The following is an 18,853-nucleotide window of genomic DNA, read 5'->3' as shown; positions in this document are numbered from 1 at the left end:
GGTCCCGGCCTGACTGTTGCCGGCACCCATGCTGATTGTATCAAAGGAGCGGTGTTGGTCATCACTCGAGCCGCCGGTCCCACCGCTCGATCGATCACGGTGCCGAACTGTGGGCAGCTCTTGATCCGTTATCATCCTAGTTTTCGGCGCTGGACATTAGTGCTGGGGCCGCTGTACTTCCCCAAGCAACTCCAATAGCGATCCATCCTCCTGCATAAAAAATTCCCACACCATTTTACATCCCTCACAGCAAAAGTGGTGGGTTTCATCAACCACCACTCGCTGAATCCGACTCCCGCAGAGTTCACAAACCATCTCATTCTCCTCCTTCTCCCGGGGCTTCTCTGCACACTATATGGGTGAGACGTCCGCCCTATATCAGGAGAATCATTCCAAAGATACTCGTGCGCTCCTTATGGATGACTGGGCGATTGATGTCGACAGAAGACACGTGAGCCGAAGACCGCCCCAGGCGCCCCATTTCCCCTTCGACAGAGGTATCAACTCCAGCGCCTTTTCTCGCATTTGAACTCACGGAATATTTTCTGCCAACGGGGGAAATTCTCTCCATATATGACAGTCATAAACAAGTCGCTCACCGCGTCGTAAAAAAGAGACATGAGGAGGGCCTTCATGCAATCAGATCCCGTACGCACCACGTCGCCTCGCAATCAGCGACACGAAACTGCCATGATTCCCGCATCCTATTTGTGGCCGCTGCGTTTCATTTTGGGATTTCAGTTCCTCTCCGCATGGGCACGTCGCTATATCAATGCCCCCAACAAGCTGAATTGGTTTGCTAAAACCAATATCGGCCATAAATTTAGTACCATGATGCCTCATGCCCTCCCTCCCATTCGCGTATCAATGCAATGGCTATTACTGCACCCCCATTGGGCTTGGGTCTTTTTATTAATCTTTACCTGGATTGAATTTACAGTCGGCCTGTTCTTATTAACGGGCACCCTGACCCGCCTAGCCGCCCTCGGAGGAGCGCTGCTGTCTTTTGGCATGTTGTTTGGCAATGGCTGGCTGGGTACCGCGTGCATCGACGAATTTCAGATCGGCACCGTCGAAGGCATCGGCGCCATGATTTTCTTATTTGTCGGGGCGGCAGAATTTGGCGTCGACCGTTGGTTGCATAAGCATTGGGATGGTTATGTCCATCTGGGCCACTGGCACATTCATTTGGCCTAATAACGCGGGGCTAGAGGAGAGTTGGAGCATGTCAAAACGACGCCTCGCCAATGGGTCATCGGATTCTCACACACTGATCGTGTGGAAGAAGCAAAGCATCGGGATGACCATCGTCGCGATAGTCTTGACCCTTTCGGCATACCAATTTGCCCATCACGGACTGTGGGGAACACTGGTGAATTACAACAAGACACCGAAGTTGGTCTTATCTGGTTCAGCTATCCATAAGGGCGCCTTGCAATTAGCCGTCTATCGCCCCGATGGTCCCGATACCTATGGCAGCTTCATCGTCACGATTACCATTACCGGAGATCATTCGGCGATCCCTGCCGAAGTATGGGGGCCTAAACAATTGGCGCACATCAATGCCCGTGCCATTCACAATACCTATTACTTTCAACGTGTGGTAAAGGGGCCATGGGGCCTCATTGTGCCGCTTTCCGCAAGAGCCCACATTGACCTCTCGCTCTCGCAAACGGCCCAAGCGCAATTGAGGACAACGCGTCGGGCAACCCTAAGTGTAGAGGACGTCAGTGGTCTTAAATGGCAAACCGTCGTTCCCACACACCCCTAAATTCACGGGATTGTATTGCTTCCTCTGAATCTCGCGGTTTTTTTGCCATACGGTGGTCATGTTCAAGTGCCGTCCTGTCTATCTTGCATAAATCCCCCACAGTCAGTACACTCAGGATAACCGAATTGTAGGTGCATAACAGGGAATCAGGTGAAAATCCTGAGCGGCACCCGCCACTGTATACGGGGAGCAGATAGCGTCACAGCCACGGTTGGAAGGCCTATCTCATGCAATGATCCGAGAGTCAGGAGACCTACCTACAAACATTCGGGCGAGCCTGCGGGTGGCGGGCGCCGCCTCATTTTTATGCGGCCCTTCTCGCGTAAGCTTCACTTTAGAATGAGAGAGGGACATTATGATTCGTAACACGCTCATCGCCATCGGCACCAGTCTCCTGTTAACGGCCTCGTTGGCCGCTTGTGGCAGTACCAGCGCATCACTCGGCTCTTCCGCCAGTGCCCCGCAGCATAAACACCGCATTCGACTAAAAGATGACCTCGGCACTATCGTGACCTTACCCAAACCGGCGACCCGTATTGTCGCCTTAGAACCGAGCAACGCAGAAATTGTGCTTGACCTGGGTCTCAAGCCCGAGGTCGTCGGCATGGACGATTCCGTCTTTGAATACGCACCCGCTCCCTGGAAGTCGGAATTGGCCGGCATCCACAATATCGGCCCGTCCTATCCTGGAATTAGTGTGGAAGATGTCGTGGCCGCCAAACCTGATCTTGTCATCGCGGCCACCGGAATTAAGGGCCTTTCTTCTCTGAAACAATTTCATATTCCGGTCCTCATATTAAATCCCACTTCGATTAATGGGGTGTACCATGATATTGCACTCGTGGGAGAAGCAACAGGAAAGACGGCCGCAGCAAACCGGGTAATCACCCAGATGAAGCATCAAATGACCGCTATTGAAGCGTCCGTAAAGTCTGTCAAAACTCACCCGACCGTCTTCTATGACTTAGGTGGACTCTATACGCCGGGTCCCAATACCTTTTTAAATTCGCTGATCGATATGGCAGGCGCCCAAAACATCGGGGCCTCGCTATCGACACAGCAATATCCTCAAGTGACGGCAGAACAAGTAGTGCATGCCGATCCCGACGATATTCTGATTGACGGGTCCGCGGGCACCAGCATTGCCCAAGAAGAGGCTCAGGCCGGGTTTTCTGCTACCGTTGCGGTGAAAACCCATCATGTCTTTGAAGTCGAACAACCCTCCTATGTCGATGAACCCTCTCCAGCCTTAGTGATGGGACTGAAAGAGCTCATCGCCATCTTGCATCCCCATCTCCAGGTGAAGTCCTAGATGGAGAATCGATCCAGAAAGACTGCCGTGAATTTCACGGCAGCTTTCTTGGTATTGTTCTGCGCCATTATTTTTGGGGTGATGCATGGCCCGACCCGGATCTCTCTCGATACGGTCATCCATGACCTCATGCATCCCAATAGTTCCATCAGCAGTGTCATTATCTGGGACATACGACTGCCCCAAGTGTTAGCCGCAGCGCTGGTCGGTGGCGCACTCTCATTAGCGGGAGCGGTGATGCAAGCGCTCTTGAAGAATCCTCTAGCTGATCCGTATATTGTCGGTGCCTCGGCAGGCGCCGGTCTTGGGGCTACCCTAGCTCAGGAACTGTTTCCCCTGCTTGACCTTATGGCCCCAGGCGCCTTTGTAGGCGCAGTCGGAGCTGTCTTCCTCTCATATCTTCTGTCGCGTGGTCGAGGCACCGCAAGCATGCTGACACTCATTCTCGCAGGCTATGCCATTGGGGTCATTTTAACCTCCGTGATGACCTTTCTCATGTTACTCAACCGAGAGGACCTGACCACCATCTTTGCTTGGGAGATTGGCGGCATCAATGGCGTCAATTGGACCGAAGTCGGAGTCTCATCACTATTCATTGCCATTTCTTTTGTCATCATTTGGCCCTTTGCCCACGACATGAATGCGCTTCTTCTGGGAGAAGAGCAGGCTCATCATTTAGGGGTCCCGGTACGACGTGTGCAGTTCATTCTGCTGGTTATGGCCAGCCTCTTAACCGCGGCGGCCGTCTATCTGAGTGGCCTCATCGGCTTCGTGGGTCTGGTCATTCCTCATGTTGTGCGTCGAATTAATGGCCCTAACCACCGACAACTTTTGCCGCTGTCATTTTTGATAGGCGGTGCCTTTTTAACCTTGGCAGAACTCTTATCCCAGTCCATACCGGTCGTCGGTCCGATTCCCGTCGGTCTGGTGACCGCGGCCTTAGGCGGACCATATTTCCTCTATCTGCTCGTCCGGCAAAATCGCCGCCAAGGAGGGTGGGCTTAATCATGTCCATGCTGTCGATGACCAATGTCACCTATCAAATTCCTAATGGAAAAATGACCTTGGGACCGATTACAGGAGAAATCCATGCGGGCCAGTTCGTTGCTCTCATTGGGCCCAACGGAGCAGGTAAATCCACCTTATTAAAGCTCATTGCTACGTTGTTGCGCCACCAAGAAGGCCTAATCACGGTTAACGAACAGGAGGTACAACGTCTATCGCCCTCCAAGCGCGCCCATCAACTGGCGTTTGTACCGCAAACACTCGACACCCAATTTGATCTCACGGTCGAAGAGGTGGTAGAACTCGGTCGACTCAGTCATCTCTCCTGGAGTGAACGACTTCGCTTTCAAGGCCGCATCTCCCCCGAAAAAGTGGAGCAGGTGATGCGGAACACAGAAACTTGGGACCTACGACATCGGGCCTTTAAGACACTATCGGGCGGCGAGGCCAAACGCACCTTACTGGCGGCTGCGCTCATTCAAGAAGCCCCGGTATTACTGCTCGACGAGCCGACGGCTCACCTCGATCCCGGGCACGCCATGAAGTTTCTCGACTTAGTCCGTTCCATGGTAGAACGTCAAAAAACAACGGTGCTCATGGCCTACCATGACCTCACCACCGTTGGGCTCTATGCGGACTTCATCTGGGTGATTGACCATGGCCAAATCCTTAAGATGGGAACTCCTGAGGAGGTACTCACCGATCCACTCATCCAACAAATTTACGATGCGCCGCTGTTAGAAATCCCCCATCCCCGGTCCCAACGACCGATGCTCATTTTTCCATAATCGATCATTTGTGACTAAATCTTCGCCCACAGTGACCGTATCCGCTAAAGTAGGAAGAAAGAGATGAACCGTGGAGGGACCCCTTAAGTGAAAGGCCTATTAACCGTCTCGTTGATCGTGAAAAACGAAGAACGTTTTTTACCAGAATGTCTTGCCTCCGTCAAAGAGATAGCCGATGAGATTCTCGTGGTCGACACTGGATCAACAGATCGCACCATAGAAATTGCCAAATCTTATGGGGCACGCGTGATTGAAATTGAATGGCCGAATGACTTTGCAAAGGCGCGTAATGTGGGACTCGATGCCGTGAAAACGCCATGGGTCCTCGTCATGGATGCCGATGAGGAGTTAGTGCCAGAAGACATCGCTAAATTGCAGCGAGCGATGGAGCAGCCTTTAGCCGACGGATACAACGTACGCATCGTGTCCATCATGGACCGTGCGGAGGATTTAAGTGAGAGTTATGTCACTCGTTTAGTGCGATCCCACCCCAAAGTCCGTTTCACGGGCGCCGTGCACGAACAACTCTTTCCATCGCTGACGGCTCTGGGAATGTCTATTCGGCCTCTCGACGTCCGTTTGCTCCATAAGGGCTATTTAAATGCCGTGGTACAAGGTCGAGACAAAGGTCACCGCAATCGCGACCTCATAGAGCATCACCTCAAAGAAAATCCCGAGGATGCCTATATGTTATGGCAGTTGGCGCAAACCCTCCTTGGGACAGGAGAACTGGATCGGGCTTTGTCCGCAGTGAAGCACGCTTTGAGGCTAACCCCCATCGATAATCCCTTATGGGTACTCGCGCAGTATACGATGGCCCGCATATTGGACGTCCACCGCCAACCTAAACGGGCGCTTCGTGTCCTACGAGAAGGACAAGTGGCCTTCCCCACCTATACCGATTTCTATTATTTAGAGGGCAACATTCATTTGCGGCTGGAACAGTGGTCGCAAGCCGAACGGTCGTTTAAGAAGTGCCTCGAATTAGGCGAACCCTACGGGTACCTCATGAGCGAAACCGGCATTGGCGGGTTTAAATCATTGTATAAACTCTCGCAAGCACTCAACGCCCAAGGCCGTTCGCAGGAAGCGCTCGCTACGCTACTCGTCGCGCTTAAAAATAATCCGCCGTTTCGCGAAGCATGGCAAGGCATGTTCCACATTCTTATCGGATCGAATATTCACGCAGTGTTAGACGCCGTCTTGCTGAGTCTTCCGCTCGAAACCATCATCGCGACCATTCGCCCATGGCAAAACCGCAACGAAAATGAACAGTATTTACTGCAAGCGGCTGAAGAACGGTTCGCCATTATCCAGCAAAATCAACCGTCATAGGAGCGGATGAGACTTCCGATGCTTGCTTTTCGGAAGCACGCTCGCCACTCAAGTATCCTTGTAATCCGCGGATAAGATTTTCGAGCACCGTTTCTACCGCCATGAACTCGGCTGCTGCATTGTCTTGTCCGGGTGCAGTAATTACCGTACGCCAACAATACAAATACAAATCTCGCATGGTCTGCCCATGAGGATGGTCCAAATTCACGGTATCTGCCAGTGCCAGTAGGATATCCCGGGCCCGCTGTGACTGGGATAAAAGTTCAATCGCTTTTAAATCGACATTCTCTCGCATTTGACGAACATTTTTCAATGCCGCTTCATACAACATCAACGTCAAGGCTTCCGGAGATGACATGGTAATGCGTTCACGCTGATACTGCCCGAGGATTTCTTCTGTAGTCGCCAAAGTTGTTACCCCCCACTACTACTATTGTTACTTGAGTCGTACAGTGCCGTCAAAAGTGAGTACTGCTGCGATTCCGACGCCACTTGGTTCACCCACTTGCCATATTGCAAAATCGCCTGTTCTTCTTCCGACGACTGATTTTGCTTCAACAGAGTGACCTGATTCTCCGTATTGTCTTCCTGCGCTGTGAGCGTAGCAATGATCTCTCCTGTACTACTCGACCCTCCGAGGCTAAATCCATTAATGACTCCTGTTTGTCCACTCGGTTGCAATGTCGACTGAATACCTTGAAATATTGCTTGCACCGCACTCGGATCACTTTCTAGCGCCCCCTGAAGTGTGGCACTGTTCACCGTAATCTGGCCGTTGGCACCGAACTGGAGACCGATATCGGCCAACGTTTCATACGCACCGCCCGCGCCGGTAGAATACGATGACAATGTTTGCTGGACTTGGTTGATGATCGCCACCGGAAGTCCTGAGGTAAGCTCTTGATTCGAGTTGGTAGAATACGAAAAGGTCTGGTTTGCCCCGCTTCCCGATGAGGTGACTGTGCCGGATTCCGCCAGTGATTCCGTATCCGATACCCACTGATTCCAATCAGACACCACGCTTTGAACACTTTGCGCCATGGCGGAGGTATTCGGGGTGACACTAATCGTCGTAGTGCCCAGCGACTGCGCAGTAATGGTGAGGCCTGGTACGAGATTCGTAAACGTATTCGAAGACGAAGACTGAGCATTGGTGGAATTAAAGCTTCCTCCGAGGCTGATTTGGGCCGTGCTCGCTGCTTGAAGCACATTGCTGGCGCCCTGAGCGGCGGTGCCTGTGCCTACCATGCCAAGATAATATAATGGTCCATTGGTTTGGCTACCCGACGTCGGGGGTGAGTCGGTATAAGAGATGGACTGCCCCGTTTGGTTCGCCTGAATCTCCATCACGTAGTCACCGGAACTATTTTGAACCACGCTCGCGGTAACGCCGATGCCGCTGGTCCCATTAATCTGGGATACCAGGGAATTCAGACTGATACCGCCCGTAGGGATTGTCACTGTTACTGGCGTCGCACTACCAACGCCAATAGTAAAGGACCCTTGTAACGGTGCCCCCCCAGACAGCGTCATGATCGCGCTAGGGTTCGTCACGGCCATGTTGCTTGAGGTCCCGGTATCAATTTCTGATTGCGCCAACGATCCCACGCTCATGGTATAATCGCCGGCTTGAGCATTACTATCCACCGCCGTAGCCACGCTGTTCGCGCTTGACGATGCTTCTAGTTGGTTATAGGTCGACGAGTTGGCCAGCGTGACCAGGTCAGATCCAAACGCCTGCGCATCGGACTGTAGCGTTGTCCACGCATTAATTTGTGTTGTATCCTGGCTTTCTTGGTTATCCAACGTCGTCAGTTGGCTCTGATTTTCTTGGGTATCTAAACTAGTAAACGTGCTAGGACTGAGGTCCTCCAATATTTGCCCGATCGGCGTATTATACACTTCTCCCCAGTTGATACTCATATAACCACCTCACCATCAAATCGGGGGGATGAGCCTCAACCCATCCACCCCATAGTCAGATGCGTTCTAACTCAATAACTTCAAGACGAGAGATGGCAGTTGCTGTGACGTGGATAGCGCCTGGATACCGGTCTGCATCAAAATTTGCTCTTGAGCAAACTGACTGGTGACTTGAGCCATGTTCGCGTCCATAATGGTGGATTGTGAAGCCTGGAGATTTGTCGTCTCTGTTTGCAAGTTAGTGGTCGTGTAGTTCAACTGATCCACTTGCGCTCCAACCTGGCCTTGCGCATTGGTCAACATCGATAGCGCCAACTGCGATTGTGTCACCGCGTATTGGGCCCCCTGCGTTGTTGTCACATTCATACTCGCGAGTCCCAGTGTGGTGCTATTAAACGAGCCAAATCCCAAAGTCACAGCATTCCCATTTCCTTGGTTGGGCCCGGTTTGAAATACATACTGCTGAGCTGCCGTCACAGAGACAGCTTGTACAATGGGATTTTGCGAATTGGCAATATCGTTCTGATTTACGGTCAGCACAAAGCTATTGGGGCCAGATGAATTGTCACCTGATACGAGCTGTAATGTGACCGTTCCCGACACACTGGAAAGATTACCGACACTGCCGGACGCGACCACTCCACTTGCCCCGGTGACCGTAATTACGTCAGTGCCAGAACCCACAGAGCTATAAGACATCGATACCGTATAGAGGCCCGATGCCAAATTGCCAGAGTCTGCCCCGACGGCTAAGTTCACAAGCGGGCTCGTCACATTGAAGCTTTGGGTCAAGCTATCTGTCACGACACCGCCTGTAGCAACGGTGGGGGCGGCGGCGGCAATACTGCCCAAGTTCATTGACACCGTCGCGCCTCCGACGTTAATGGCATAGCTCCCGGTCGGAGCCGCAGTACTCGAGAAGGTCGTGGCTCCCGCCGTGACCGTCGTCGTTCCGTTGTAACTTTGAAACGATAAACTATAGGTTCCGGTGACCGTCGCCGTGACTGACGTCGACGCTGAATAAGAAAGTGAACCGACCTGAATGCCTACATTCGTCCCATCGAGGGATACCGTGTCCACAAGGGAACTCCCACCAATCGCTGTACTCGATACAGCAAATACGGAGGTTCCGACGACACTGCCGGCAGCGTTACTTAGCTGCACGGTCACGGATACATCGTTCTGACCCGAAACACTGGCGGCAGCTGACGCATTTATGGTGTAGACACCGGCCTGCGCCAATGAGACGTCGGTGATTCCGGTTACAGTACCCGATGCCACTGTCGCTACATACGTTGCGGTGTATTGAGCCGTCACGGTATAGGTTCCCGGCGCAATCGTCGCATTGGCTACTGAGGAAATAAATCCCGTTGATGCGGTCCCTATCGTCGCAATATCCTGCGATGAGGGAATCGCAGCGCCGCCTTGTGCGCCCTGGTTCAAGACTGACTGATTACTGTAGTTTAACGTTTGAGCTACGTTATCCAGCGAAGACAGCAACGTACTAATCTGGTTTTGAATATCCTGCGTATCTTGCAAGTTATTGGTACTGTTGGAGGCTTGTACCGCCAGTTGCTGAACCTCCTGGACGATTTGCACATCGGTCTGCATACCGCCATTGGCGACGTTGAGCAAATTAGTGGCTTCCGTGGCGTTACTAATCGCGGCATTAATCCCGCCAATTTCGCCCTGCATCAAGTTTGAAATAGCAAGTCCAGACGGATTATCCGAAGGAGAATTGATAGCATATCCAGTGGACATCTCTTGTTGAAGGCTGTTGAGGGTGTTCTGGGTACTATTAAGAGAATTTTCAGCAAATAAGGCAGCAACGTTCGTGTTAATATACATGTTATATCCTCCTTGATGTTAAATTCTCGACATCCTGTCGAGACCTTACAAATTCAACATAGTCTTGGGGCAATATAAAGTCAAAGATTTAGCACCTATTTTCTCGATCACTAACAAGTATCGATGATAGCATGAGATGAGTTTAGCGGGAGAGTGATTATATGAACATGCCAAGCATCGTGGTTAGCACCGTAAAACCAGAGAATTACGTCCACTCTGGGGCATTTGACGAAGTCTATGAAACAGTATCCATAGGATTACAAAATCTAGGATTTCGCATCGAGCGTGTAGAGAACTCCGTTTCTACAACTATCCCCACTATTTTATTCGGCGCCCATTTGCTGGACGCCGACACGCTGAGAAATTTACCGGAGCAAACCATCCTCTATAACCTCGAGCAAGTCGATGATGCTGCAAGCTGGCTATCGGGGCCACTACCTTCAGCCATGACCCACCATGAAGTGTGGGACTTCAGCGATCTCAATCTTCGCCGGCTATCAGCAATGAGAAAATTTCCGCACCTTGTTTACGCTCCTGTTGGTTACGTTCCTCAGTTAACTCGGATACCACACGTCGAAGAGGACATCGATGTGCTGTTTTATGGATCACTCAATGAACGGCGCCACGTGTTAGTAAGCGCACTAAAAGCGTCCGGCATGAATGTAGTACACGCATTCGGCATTTATGGCGAAGAACGAGATCGACTAATCGCTCGTTCGAAGGTCGTCCTAAATGTCCATTTTTACGAGAATGGCATACTCGAATGGGTTCGTATTTTCTATCTATTGGCCAATGGCAAGGCTGTCCTGTCGGAAAATAGTATTTTAACCGCTTTTGATTCAGGAATCGAAAACGTTGTCCGATTTAGTGCGTATAATCAACTCATCCAAATGTGCCTGCAGATGGTCAACAACAAACACATGAGAGAGGAACTGACAAGTCACATTCCAGCATATCTTAACTCTCGAAGAGAAGAGACTATATTGGCGTCCGTTCTGAAAGCATCTCTACTAAAGAAGCATGCCAACCTAGGTTGAAAGACTTCCGAATCGCTATATTTAGCGTCCAACGATATGCATTAGTTGCCATTATAAATTTCGCCCGTTCTCTGCCAACCCACCTTTGGTCGAGATAATCTGAAAACCGCTTAAGCTAGATCCTTTACGCTTAGGTAAACTTCACGGCCATAAGCGCACCCGAACCAAACCCACTATACCACCGACATTACTGCACCATATCGCCAATTTGTTCGCGTGTCTCCTTCAACGAAATATCGTGGGCGTACAGATCCTACTGTAATACCGACGTGGCGTGAGAATCCAGTGGACCAAGACCCATTTAAGAACAGGGTTAACCAATGGACGTATCCTTCACACACACACAGAGAATTTGATAAACGTTGGCAAGCCCACTCGCAATCCACGAACCTAACAAGTCACCGGCATTAACCTTCACGTTCTCTGGAATCGGCACAATTGTAGCCTGGCTTTCGCGAATCGCAAGCCCTGCTCCCTTAATTAATCTAGAAACGGCTGCCGGGGTGAAAAACCGCATATGTGTGGAGTCCAGTATACCTGCATCCGCGTATTGCCATTCCCCGCGCAACAACGGTAAGACTACACTCCAATGCGACACATTGGGAATACTCAGGACAATGCAAGCATCGGCACGTGACGACAGCTTTGCGGCAATTCGTCTTAATGACTCCCACGGATCAAGCGTATGTTCCAAAACGTCGGCCAAAATGATACAGTCAAAAAAATTATCAGGAAGGTCATTTAATTGGTCTTCTAAAAATCCTACATATACCTTGTCTAACAGGTTGCGAGCCTTCTCGGCGGCAATCTGATTTGGCTCGATTCCATATACTTGACACGCCTGCCGATTCTTCACTACTCCGCCTAAAACTCCGGTAGCACATCCAACATCCAAGATTGTTTGAGCGGACACTGGAACGAGATTCACTATTTCCTGACGCGCATGAAGAAAATATTGTGACTGTAATCCCTGCGTTGTCCATACTTTTTCCATCGCAGCTTCTATTCGGTCATCGTCCGTTGGACCAAATTCTCCTTCGTTCGGCTTTGGCAGCCACCAAATATTGATTACCCCACTTGCTCGCAACGCGATCGCTTCGTCCAATTCTCCAACAAACACCCAATCATAAAGTGAAGCCCGAACCACGTTGCTTTGCCAATCTCCAAAAGAATCTATAACCCACCATGCGCGTGGGTACAAATGCCTAGGTATATCGTATTCTTTACCATCACCTACAAAAAAGAATAAATCGTACTCCTCTTTGAAGATGTTCGGCAACTGCGAAGGATGTATGTGGGTTGCGTGGCAAATCCGTTGTAACGACTGGTAAGCGCATGGACCAAGAGCCCTCTCATCCTCATTTCCGAAAATGACCGCTATCCGAAAATCCGGGCGGATTTCATGCTGTATTGCGTTGCGCAATGGCTGCATATAAAATTTCCCTCCTATCAGTAATTCAAAAATTAGGTCGAAGATGGCAAAATGCACTTGTATAATCCATATAGACTGCAAAGGAGGCCCTACATATGCTCGCAATTACAGGTGGACGGATTGAAACCGTATCCCACGGCGCTATACCCCCTGGTACCATCCTCATAGGAGATGACGGAAAGATTAAGGACGTGGGGAAGGAAGTGGATATTCCCCAAGGTTGTACCGTGATTGATGCGCAAGGTCAATACGTCTTCCCCGGATTCATTGATTCCCACTCCCACATCGGCGTCTTCTCGGATGGGGAATCACAGGCGGCTGCTGACGGCAATGAATTGACGGACCCAATTACCCCGGGTGTGCGCGTTATTGATGCCTTTAACACGGTGGATGTAGCTCTAAAAGATGCCATTGAAGGGGGGATTACTGCCGCGTGGGTGACTCCGGGTAGTGGCAATGTCATTGGGGGCCAAGGATCTACCGTACGGCTTTGGGGGAAGAATATTGATGAGATGATCCTCAAATCCCCATCGGGGATGAAGAGTGCCATGGGCGAGAACCCCAAAAGGGTCTATGGGGGAAAGAATAAAATGCCGAGCACGCGCCTTGGTGTCGCCAAAGTCATGCGTCAAGCGTTCTTTGATGCTGAGGACTATCGCCGCCAACTCGAAAAAGATGGCGACCATAAGCGTAACGTCGATATGGATGCGCTCCTCTTAGTCTTGAATCGGGAGATCCCGTTTCGCACCCATGCTCACACCGCTGATGACATTTTAACGGCTATGCGCATTGGCCAAGAATTTGGCGTCAATCAGATTATTGAGCATGGCACCGAGGCCTATAAGGTAGTGGACGAGCTCCTCCGGTACGATGTCCCGGTCTCTTGTGGACCCGCACTCGTGGCTCGCGTCAAAGTGGAAGTTCGCGGTCGCTCCTTCAAAACCCCGGGAATTCTCGCCAAAAACGGCGTCAAGGTCTCCATCATCACGGACCATCCGGTGGTGCCTGAGCAATACTTAGTCATTTCTGCCGCTTTAGCGGTACGTGAAGGCATGGACGAGCAAGATGCCATCCGGGCACTGACGCAAAATCCCGCGGATCTCTGTGGTGTCGGCGATCGTCTCGGATCCCTGGATGTCGGTAAAGATGGCGATGTCGTCATTTGGTCCGGTCATCCGTTCGAGTATAAGAGTCAGGTGAATCGCACCATCATTCAGGGAAAAGTGGTTTACGAACGTCCTGCTACTGAGAATTAATCACCTAGGACCTATGTATGGCACCATGACGAAAAGAGGACCCCTAGGGGCCCTCTTTTCATGCCATCATACTGCCACTTAGGCGTTTAACACGGTTGCTGGAGTGTCCTCATCTTCACCGGAAATCGATTCCAACGAGCGACGACTCGGCTCAGGAAGCAAGAGAGTCAACAGGAATCCGACAATGGAGAATACGAAGGTAATCGCGAGTGTTCCATTCAAACCAAATTTCGCCGTCAAGAGTGGGAAGACGAATACGCCGATGAACGCACCCACCTTGGCAAATCCGGCAGACATTCCATGTCCCGTCGTCCGCATGCTGGTCGGATAGAGCTCCGAGGCCAGAACAAAGGTGGTGGTATTGGGACCAAACTCGGCAAAGAAGTAACTGGCACCGAAGACCAGCAAGAAGGGTACCACCATCGTGGTCATGTGCGGCACCAGCCCAATCACTCCGAACGCCAGCCCCATACACGCAAATCCTATCAGTTGCAGCTTCTTATGCCCAATCTTATCCATCTTACTGACCGCGAGAATATATCCGGGCACTGCTGCCACCACGAAGACCAAGAGTGTCCATGCCATCGTGGTCATAGGATTGGAGTTGGGCGCTACGGTCTTTAATACTAAGGGCATCGAAATCGAGTTTCCGTAATACGCGTAGTCAAAGAGGAACCAGGTCCCGGCGGTTCCAATCAACATCACCAAATACTTAGGGTTGCTAATAAACTGCCAGAAGGTCAGCCGGTTCGCGCGGGTCTCTTGCACCTTGGCCGTCGCCACGTCATTTCCGGCAAAACTGACCAGGTTTTGCTGGGCTTTCTGAGCATCCCCTTCTACTCGTGCCGTGTATCGAGGCGATTCAGGCATCCGTCGTCGCATAATAATGACAGCTAGTGCAGGTATGGCTCCGAGGCCCAACATCAGCCGCCAGGCAATGTCTCCCGGAATTCCGGAGGCTAAGAGGGTGAGTGCCACGACCGGTCCCGCAACCAGTCCGACTGCTTGCATCGAGAAGACTAATCCCACCAATTTACCGCGGTCGTTTTTGTTCGCAAACTCGCTCATCAGCACCGCGCTCACCGGATAGTCTCCGCCTACGCCAATACCCATGATGAAGCGGAATATGAGTAACCAGAGAATGTCGGGGGCAAAGGCCGAAGCCAGCGCGCCGATACCCATAATCGCCGCTTCAAGACCATAGATTTTTTTCCGTCCATACTTGTCGGCCAATCGTCCGAAAATAAAAGCACCCACAAACGCAGCGATAAGAGCGGTGGAGCCAAGTAGTCCGACCATATATTTGCTGGGCAACCATTCTGATTTAATCAGTACCAATGCCGCTCCAATAATAAAGAGGTCATATGCGTCGGTAAAAAATCCCATGCCCGCGGTGAGTACCGCACGAAAATGAAAGAGTCCGAGCGGGGCGTCATTTAATACGTCGCTTATTCCCGCATTTCTTCTGCCGTCCATGAGTTTCCTCCTATTCTAATCTCCAACCGACCCTACGCTATGAGTGTACGAAGCGTCGGTTAAGAGAACATGAAGAACCATGGCGACATCATTAACGTCTGATTAAATTTTTGTTAAGAGAGGAGTGATATCGATATCCTGCAGCCTCTCCCGAATGGCAAAGTCCAAAAAGTGGGTGACCAGTCCGCCGTTGAGTGGTCGAGGGGCGGGTAACGGTAATTCACTCACGTGAATCGGTTCAATGAGCCTGTCGTCATATCCTGCCATCGCGGCAATGGATTGCACCAGTTGCAGTCGAGTCATCCGCTCTGGGCCTACCAGATGCAAAATGCCACGGTGCCCGGCGTTCAGGGCGGCTAGGGCCTCTCTCGCCAAGGGAGCAGCCGGTGTCGGTGTGTTGATTTGATCTTCAGCAGATCGAATGGGCCGACTCGCTTTCAAATCACTCAGAACGCGAAAAATAAAATTACGGGGATTGGGCTCATCCGAGTAAATCCATGCAGGGCGAATCACCAGTGTGTCCTCATATCGCATAAGACGTTCTTCGGCGGCCACCTTGTGTTCCCCATAGACTTGCAAAGGATGGGTTCGATCGCCTTCCTGATATGGACCGTCTGTCCCATCAAAGACGTAGTCGGTGGAAAAATAGATGAGCGGAAGATGACGCGAAGCGACCACCTCTAAAACCTGCGTCGGTCCTTGCACATTCACCGCGTAACTGAAATCCGGCTCCTTCTGACAGCGATCCACATCCGGCATGGCACCCGGAATCCACACGACATCGGGCGCATAAGACTCAATGAGGTGATGAATAGCCCCTATATCTCGCATATCAAGGTGCACTAGACCGTCTTCGGGGTGCGTGAGGTAGGTTCCCAACACCTGATCGCCCGCTTCGTGAAGTCCCCGCAGCAAGGCATGTCCTACCTGACCGGAGGCACCAATCACTAAATGTCTCCTATCGCCCATGGATAGAGGCTACCTCACGAGCGTTGCCGTGTACGCCGAGTACCGTGCCAATCGACATCTTGTCCAGCATGTGCACCATTCCGGGTCCCATGTGACCACTAATCACCCGTTGCACCTGGTGCTCCATCAAAAATTTAGCGATGCGGGCATGATGTTGCCCTTCGCCTCCTTCATCGTGGAGGACATCCCACCCCACTGGAAACTCCTCCCAACTTTCGATCGCTCCCGTAGCGGTGGCCGTCGCCACGGCTACCCGAGAAGCTCTTCCCCAACCATCCCCCACTTGGCCATCCATTGTCACTGGTAGACAGATTGTCATTAACGTCCCTCCTATTGCGCTTTCGTCTGCTTTTGTAGATACGCCAAAATCCCTTGACTATTTAACATGATATCCAAATTCAGCGGCGATACATCCATGTTGGGATGTCCCAAACGAGTCAGGTCACGAACCATTATCGCCCGCAACTGTTCCTCCACATCTGCTACTGCCGTGTCGGGAGAAATTTTCGGCAACATCGATTGAATCGCGCGGATCCCTCGACGGCAAAATTCAAAGGCTTGGGATGCGTCTTGGGTTACCCCAAAATGAGTGTGATAGATGTGGGAGAGATTGAGAGACTCCAACCGGTCTAACGTCTCGAGCATCAGCTCAGGATCGAAGTCAGTCGGAGACGTAGTAGGAAATCCATAATCAAAACTCCATCCCGTATACCCCGGCACATAACGAACCCCCACCGCATCGCCCGAAAAGAGGCCACGGGTCTTGGCATCCATCACACAGGTGTGATGATTGGCATGACCCGGTGCGTCATAAAACAATAACCGGCGGTCTCCCACATCGAGTACGCTGCCATCTTCTTGAACACGAACCCGGGACTCAGGCACCGGCACGAGCGATCCAAACATGGCATCCATCTGGTCTTGATAAACCGCACGGGCCCCCGCCTCAAGACGACTCGGATCAATCATGTGACGTGCCGCTTTCTTATGACAATGCAGGAAGGCCTTGGGAGCTACTTCCATCATCTGGCCAACACCACCGGCATGATCGAGATGGACATGCGTAATGACCACATGTCGTATCTCTCCGGGATTGATGGATAATTCTCTTAGCCCTTCAATCAGGGCATCGTGGCTCCTGGCTGAACCCGTTTCCACTAAAATTGGTTCAGAACAGCGAATCACATAGGCGCTCGAACGTTCTGGACGATTCTCTTCCATCAGGTCAATTCCATAAAGATTTTCGTTGACTTCAAACACAGCCATCGCCGTCACCTCGTCCCCAGTATAGATCTTCTCGATGAGTCCGGCATCGTCAGATCTGCTGTATATTCCGTCTCATTGCGCACATTCTACTGACAATAAGACAGGGAGGTGAGTGGATATGCTTCTCGCACTGGGCATCTTATTATTGGCTTTCTGGCTTTTTGGGCTCTTAATTTGGCACATCGGGGCCATTATTTGGCTGGCGCTGGTCGCGGCGATTGTGGTCATGGGCTGGCACTGGATTCAACATCGACGTCGGGCATCGCAATAGAAGAACAACACTTCCTATGAATGAGAGGCCAATACCACAACGCCACCGCTGAGCGCAGAGTATTGGTCAGCGAGGTGGGCAGGCACTCATCCTCCCTGCCCTTGATTTTGTCGCAAACACTAGTTCATACAACCATAGCCGCTCCATCATTCGTCTTTCCTTAAATCAAGACAGAACAAAATAGATACCGGTTGCCAACACTTCAACCACTAGCGCAATCGTCAACGTGAGAGACACGGACGCCGCCTCCAGACGTCCCGCGACAACCATCCCAAGGGCCAGCGCGGCCACTTTTAGACCGGATCCTGTCAAAAACACTTGGCTACGGACGGCGACTGGTGAGTCCCGGAATCGTACCGCAATCAATGCCGCCGTTTGCGGTCCATCCCCGACACCAATGGCCAGCACAGATATTATGGCAAGAGGCCATGAAGGAACCATCAAGAGTCCCAACCCAAGAGCCATCATGAGCGGGCTCATTCCCACCATAAGATCAGCACCGCCTCGCTCTGCCCACTTCGCATAGGCAGCCGTCGCCCCGAGCGCGGCCAACGACATGGCTGAGACTAATACCCCGCCGTAATCCGCACTTCCCGTGACATGACGTGCCACTAAGGGAATCGTGACGCTAAGCATTCCCAGGCCCAAATAGGATGCCATGGACACTACCGTTACCCGCCTTAAGGAGCGGGAATAGACGATGGTTTGCCACCCGGACCAAATGGCTCCGCGAGACGCGTCGTCCCCGCCTTCCCGAGTGTTAATGCCCGTCTCTGGCACCACTCGCCATGCGACTACTGCAGAGGCCAGCACCAAGAGACTGACCATTAGCGCAGCCAGCTTCCCTCCGCAGTAAAGAACCATGAAACCGGCACTCGCCGGTCCCACCAATCCAGCAAGATCGTAAGTGCCTCCGTCCAGTGCCGCCACCCGCTCAAGATGACTGCCTCCGATGGCGGCCGGGAGAATCGACGACCATCCTCCCGCCATACTAGACATGAAACTCCCGGCGCAGACCGCAACGATAAGAGACTCCCAGCGGGCGATGTCCCCCAAGGTGAGAGTGAGAAATCCGAGGGCGATAGCGTATCCAGTTAAGGCCATCGCCAGGACCCGGCCCGGTCGGATAGCACGATCCATTATCACTCCCACAAAAGGTCCTCC

General features: G+C 51.7%; 18 protein-coding genes, 1 pseudogene and 1 riboswitch. Of the genes and pseudogenes, 10 read left to right on the top strand and 9 right to left on the bottom strand.

What is annotated here, in order from left to right; genetic code table 11:
• The 7 genes and pseudogenes from ACOJWD_RS02150 to ACOJWD_RS02120 form a co-directional block, all read left to right on the top strand.
• A pseudogene (locus tag ACOJWD_RS02150) lies at positions 1-198 on the top strand (histidine phosphatase family protein); the annotation flags it as partial.
• Between the two features lie 435 nt (positions 199-633).
• Positions 634-1,197: a TQO small subunit DoxD gene (locus ACOJWD_RS02145; protein WP_486991579.1), complete on the top strand. Its 564-nt coding sequence runs from the start codon at positions 634-636 to the stop codon at positions 1,195-1,197.
• A gap of 28 nt (positions 1,198-1,225) precedes the next feature.
• Positions 1,226-1,771, top strand: coding sequence for a TQO small subunit DoxA domain-containing protein (locus ACOJWD_RS02140; RefSeq protein ID WP_486991578.1), 546 nt, complete (start codon positions 1,226-1,228; stop codon positions 1,769-1,771).
• Positions 1,772-1,883: 112 nt separating this feature from the next.
• A riboswitch (cobalamin riboswitch) is annotated at positions 1,884-2,046 on the top strand.
• Positions 2,047-2,126: 80 nt separating this feature from the next.
• The gene (locus tag ACOJWD_RS02135) at positions 2,127-3,083 is read left to right on the top strand and encodes an ABC transporter substrate-binding protein (RefSeq protein ID WP_486991577.1); all 957 of its coding nucleotides are present in this window, start codon (positions 2,127-2,129) and stop codon (positions 3,081-3,083) included.
• On the top strand, positions 3,084-4,088 hold the full coding sequence (locus ACOJWD_RS02130; RefSeq protein ID WP_486991576.1) for a FecCD family ABC transporter permease: 1,005 nt from the start codon (positions 3,084-3,086) through the stop codon (positions 4,086-4,088).
• 2 nt (positions 4,089-4,090) lie between these two features.
• On the top strand, positions 4,091-4,876 hold the full coding sequence (locus ACOJWD_RS02125; protein ID WP_486991575.1) for an ABC transporter ATP-binding protein: 786 nt from the start codon (positions 4,091-4,093) through the stop codon (positions 4,874-4,876).
• 87 nt (positions 4,877-4,963) lie between these two features.
• Positions 4,964-6,211: a tetratricopeptide repeat-containing glycosyltransferase family 2 protein gene (locus tag ACOJWD_RS02120; RefSeq protein ID WP_486991574.1), complete on the top strand. Its 1,248-nt coding sequence runs from the start codon at positions 4,964-4,966 to the stop codon at positions 6,209-6,211.
• Here the strand turns inward: ACOJWD_RS02120 and ACOJWD_RS02115 are convergent.
• From ACOJWD_RS02115 to ACOJWD_RS02105, 3 genes are all read right to left on the bottom strand, one after another.
• Complete coding sequence (locus ACOJWD_RS02115) at positions 6,186-6,620, bottom strand: flagellar export chaperone FliS (protein WP_486991573.1); 435 nt, start codon at positions 6,618-6,620, stop codon at positions 6,186-6,188. The two genes, ACOJWD_RS02120 and ACOJWD_RS02115, sit on opposite strands and share 26 nt — an antisense overlap.
• A 5-nt stretch (positions 6,621-6,625) precedes the next feature.
• The gene (gene fliD, locus ACOJWD_RS02110) at positions 6,626-8,134 is read right to left on the bottom strand and encodes a flagellar filament capping protein FliD (protein WP_486991572.1); all 1,509 of its coding nucleotides are present in this window, start codon (positions 8,132-8,134) and stop codon (positions 6,626-6,628) included.
• 66 nt (positions 8,135-8,200) lie between these two features.
• Entirely contained in the window at positions 8,201-9,982 is a 1,782-nt protein-coding gene (locus tag ACOJWD_RS02105) for a flagellin N-terminal helical domain-containing protein (RefSeq protein WP_486991571.1), read from the bottom strand.
• A gap of 161 nt (positions 9,983-10,143) precedes the next feature.
• On the opposite strand from ACOJWD_RS02105, the gene ACOJWD_RS02100 reads away from it, so the two are divergent.
• Complete coding sequence (locus ACOJWD_RS02100) at positions 10,144-11,019, top strand: CgeB family protein (RefSeq protein WP_486991570.1); 876 nt, start codon at positions 10,144-10,146, stop codon at positions 11,017-11,019.
• Positions 11,020-11,332: 313 nt separating this feature from the next.
• On the opposite strand, the gene ACOJWD_RS02095 is transcribed toward ACOJWD_RS02100, so the two are convergent.
• The gene (locus ACOJWD_RS02095; protein ID WP_486991569.1) at positions 11,333-12,451 is read right to left on the bottom strand and encodes a class I SAM-dependent methyltransferase; all 1,119 of its coding nucleotides are present in this window, start codon (positions 12,449-12,451) and stop codon (positions 11,333-11,335) included.
• A gap of 95 nt (positions 12,452-12,546) precedes the next feature.
• Here ACOJWD_RS02095 and ACOJWD_RS02090 point away from each other — a divergent pair, with 95 nt between their 5' ends.
• Positions 12,547-13,707, top strand: a complete 1,161-nt coding sequence (locus tag ACOJWD_RS02090) for an amidohydrolase (RefSeq protein WP_486991568.1) — start codon at positions 12,547-12,549, stop codon at positions 13,705-13,707.
• A 78-nt stretch (positions 13,708-13,785) separates the two neighbouring features.
• Here ACOJWD_RS02090 and ACOJWD_RS02085 read toward each other — a convergent pair whose 3' ends face one another.
• The 4 genes from ACOJWD_RS02085 to ACOJWD_RS02070 form a co-directional block, all read right to left on the bottom strand.
• Positions 13,786-15,183, bottom strand: a complete 1,398-nt coding sequence (locus ACOJWD_RS02085) for an MFS transporter (protein ID WP_486991567.1) — start codon at positions 15,181-15,183, stop codon at positions 13,786-13,788.
• Between the two features lie 102 nt (positions 15,184-15,285).
• Positions 15,286-16,131 carry an SDR family oxidoreductase gene (locus ACOJWD_RS02080; protein WP_486991566.1) on the bottom strand — a complete coding sequence of 282 codons (846 nt, stop codon included), beginning with the start codon at positions 16,129-16,131 and terminating at the stop codon, positions 15,286-15,288.
• Positions 16,132-16,141: 10 nt separating this feature from the next.
• A complete protein-coding gene (locus ACOJWD_RS02075) occupies positions 16,142-16,471 on the bottom strand; it encodes a NifB/NifX family molybdenum-iron cluster-binding protein (RefSeq protein WP_486991565.1) in 330 nt (109 codons plus the stop codon).
• 11 nt (positions 16,472-16,482) lie between these two features.
• Positions 16,483-17,418 carry an MBL fold metallo-hydrolase gene (locus ACOJWD_RS02070; protein ID WP_486991564.1) on the bottom strand — a complete coding sequence of 312 codons (936 nt, stop codon included), beginning with the start codon at positions 17,416-17,418 and terminating at the stop codon, positions 16,483-16,485.
• A gap of 118 nt (positions 17,419-17,536) precedes the next feature.
• Between ACOJWD_RS02070 and ACOJWD_RS02065 the strand changes: the two genes are divergently transcribed.
• Positions 17,537-17,689, top strand: a complete 153-nt coding sequence (locus ACOJWD_RS02065) for a hypothetical protein (RefSeq protein ID WP_486991563.1) — start codon at positions 17,537-17,539, stop codon at positions 17,687-17,689.
• A 165-nt stretch (positions 17,690-17,854) separates the two neighbouring features.
• Here ACOJWD_RS02065 and ACOJWD_RS02060 read toward each other — a convergent pair.
• Positions 17,855-18,853: MFS transporter (locus tag ACOJWD_RS02060; protein ID WP_486991562.1), on the bottom strand; the 999-nt coding region annotated here is incomplete at its 5' end.

This window comes from Sulfobacillus sp. TH-112, from assembly GCF_057473405.1.
This window is presented reverse-complemented; position numbering and strand designations above follow the sequence as displayed.

What these genes read in the sequence shown, in the direction of transcription:
- ACOJWD_RS02130 (WP_486991576.1), top strand. Translation starts at nt 3,084, where the DNA reads ATGGAGAATCGATCCAGAAAGACTGCCGTGAATTTCACGGCAGCTTTC.
- ACOJWD_RS02070 (WP_486991564.1), bottom strand. Translation starts at nt 17,418, where the DNA reads ATGGCTGTGTTTGAAGTCAACGAAAATCTTTATGGAATTGACCTGATG.
- ACOJWD_RS02075 (WP_486991565.1), bottom strand. Translation starts at nt 16,471, where the DNA reads ATGACAATCTGTCTACCAGTGACAATGGATGGCCAAGTGGGGGATGGT.
- ACOJWD_RS02095 (WP_486991569.1), bottom strand. Translation starts at nt 12,451, where the DNA reads ATGCAGCCATTGCGCAACGCAATACAGCATGAAATCCGCCCGGATTTT.
- ACOJWD_RS02085 (WP_486991567.1), bottom strand. Translation starts at nt 15,183, where the DNA reads ATGGACGGCAGAAGAAATGCGGGAATAAGCGACGTATTAAATGACGCC.
- ACOJWD_RS02135 (WP_486991577.1), top strand. Translation starts at nt 2,127, where the DNA reads ATGATTCGTAACACGCTCATCGCCATCGGCACCAGTCTCCTGTTAACG.
- ACOJWD_RS02105 (WP_486991571.1), bottom strand. Translation starts at nt 9,982, where the DNA reads ATGTATATTAACACGAACGTTGCTGCCTTATTTGCTGAAAATTCTCTT.
- ACOJWD_RS02125 (WP_486991575.1), top strand. Translation starts at nt 4,091, where the DNA reads ATGTCCATGCTGTCGATGACCAATGTCACCTATCAAATTCCTAATGGA.
- ACOJWD_RS02090 (WP_486991568.1), top strand. Translation starts at nt 12,547, where the DNA reads ATGCTCGCAATTACAGGTGGACGGATTGAAACCGTATCCCACGGCGCT.
- ACOJWD_RS02140 (WP_486991578.1), top strand. Translation starts at nt 1,226, where the DNA reads ATGTCAAAACGACGCCTCGCCAATGGGTCATCGGATTCTCACACACTG.
- ACOJWD_RS02100 (WP_486991570.1), top strand. Translation starts at nt 10,144, where the DNA reads ATGAACATGCCAAGCATCGTGGTTAGCACCGTAAAACCAGAGAATTAC.
- ACOJWD_RS02065 (WP_486991563.1), top strand. Translation starts at nt 17,537, where the DNA reads ATGCTTCTCGCACTGGGCATCTTATTATTGGCTTTCTGGCTTTTTGGG.
- fliD (WP_486991572.1), bottom strand. Translation starts at nt 8,134, where the DNA reads ATGAGTATCAACTGGGGAGAAGTGTATAATACGCCGATCGGGCAAATA.
- ACOJWD_RS02145 (WP_486991579.1), top strand. Translation starts at nt 634, where the DNA reads ATGCAATCAGATCCCGTACGCACCACGTCGCCTCGCAATCAGCGACAC.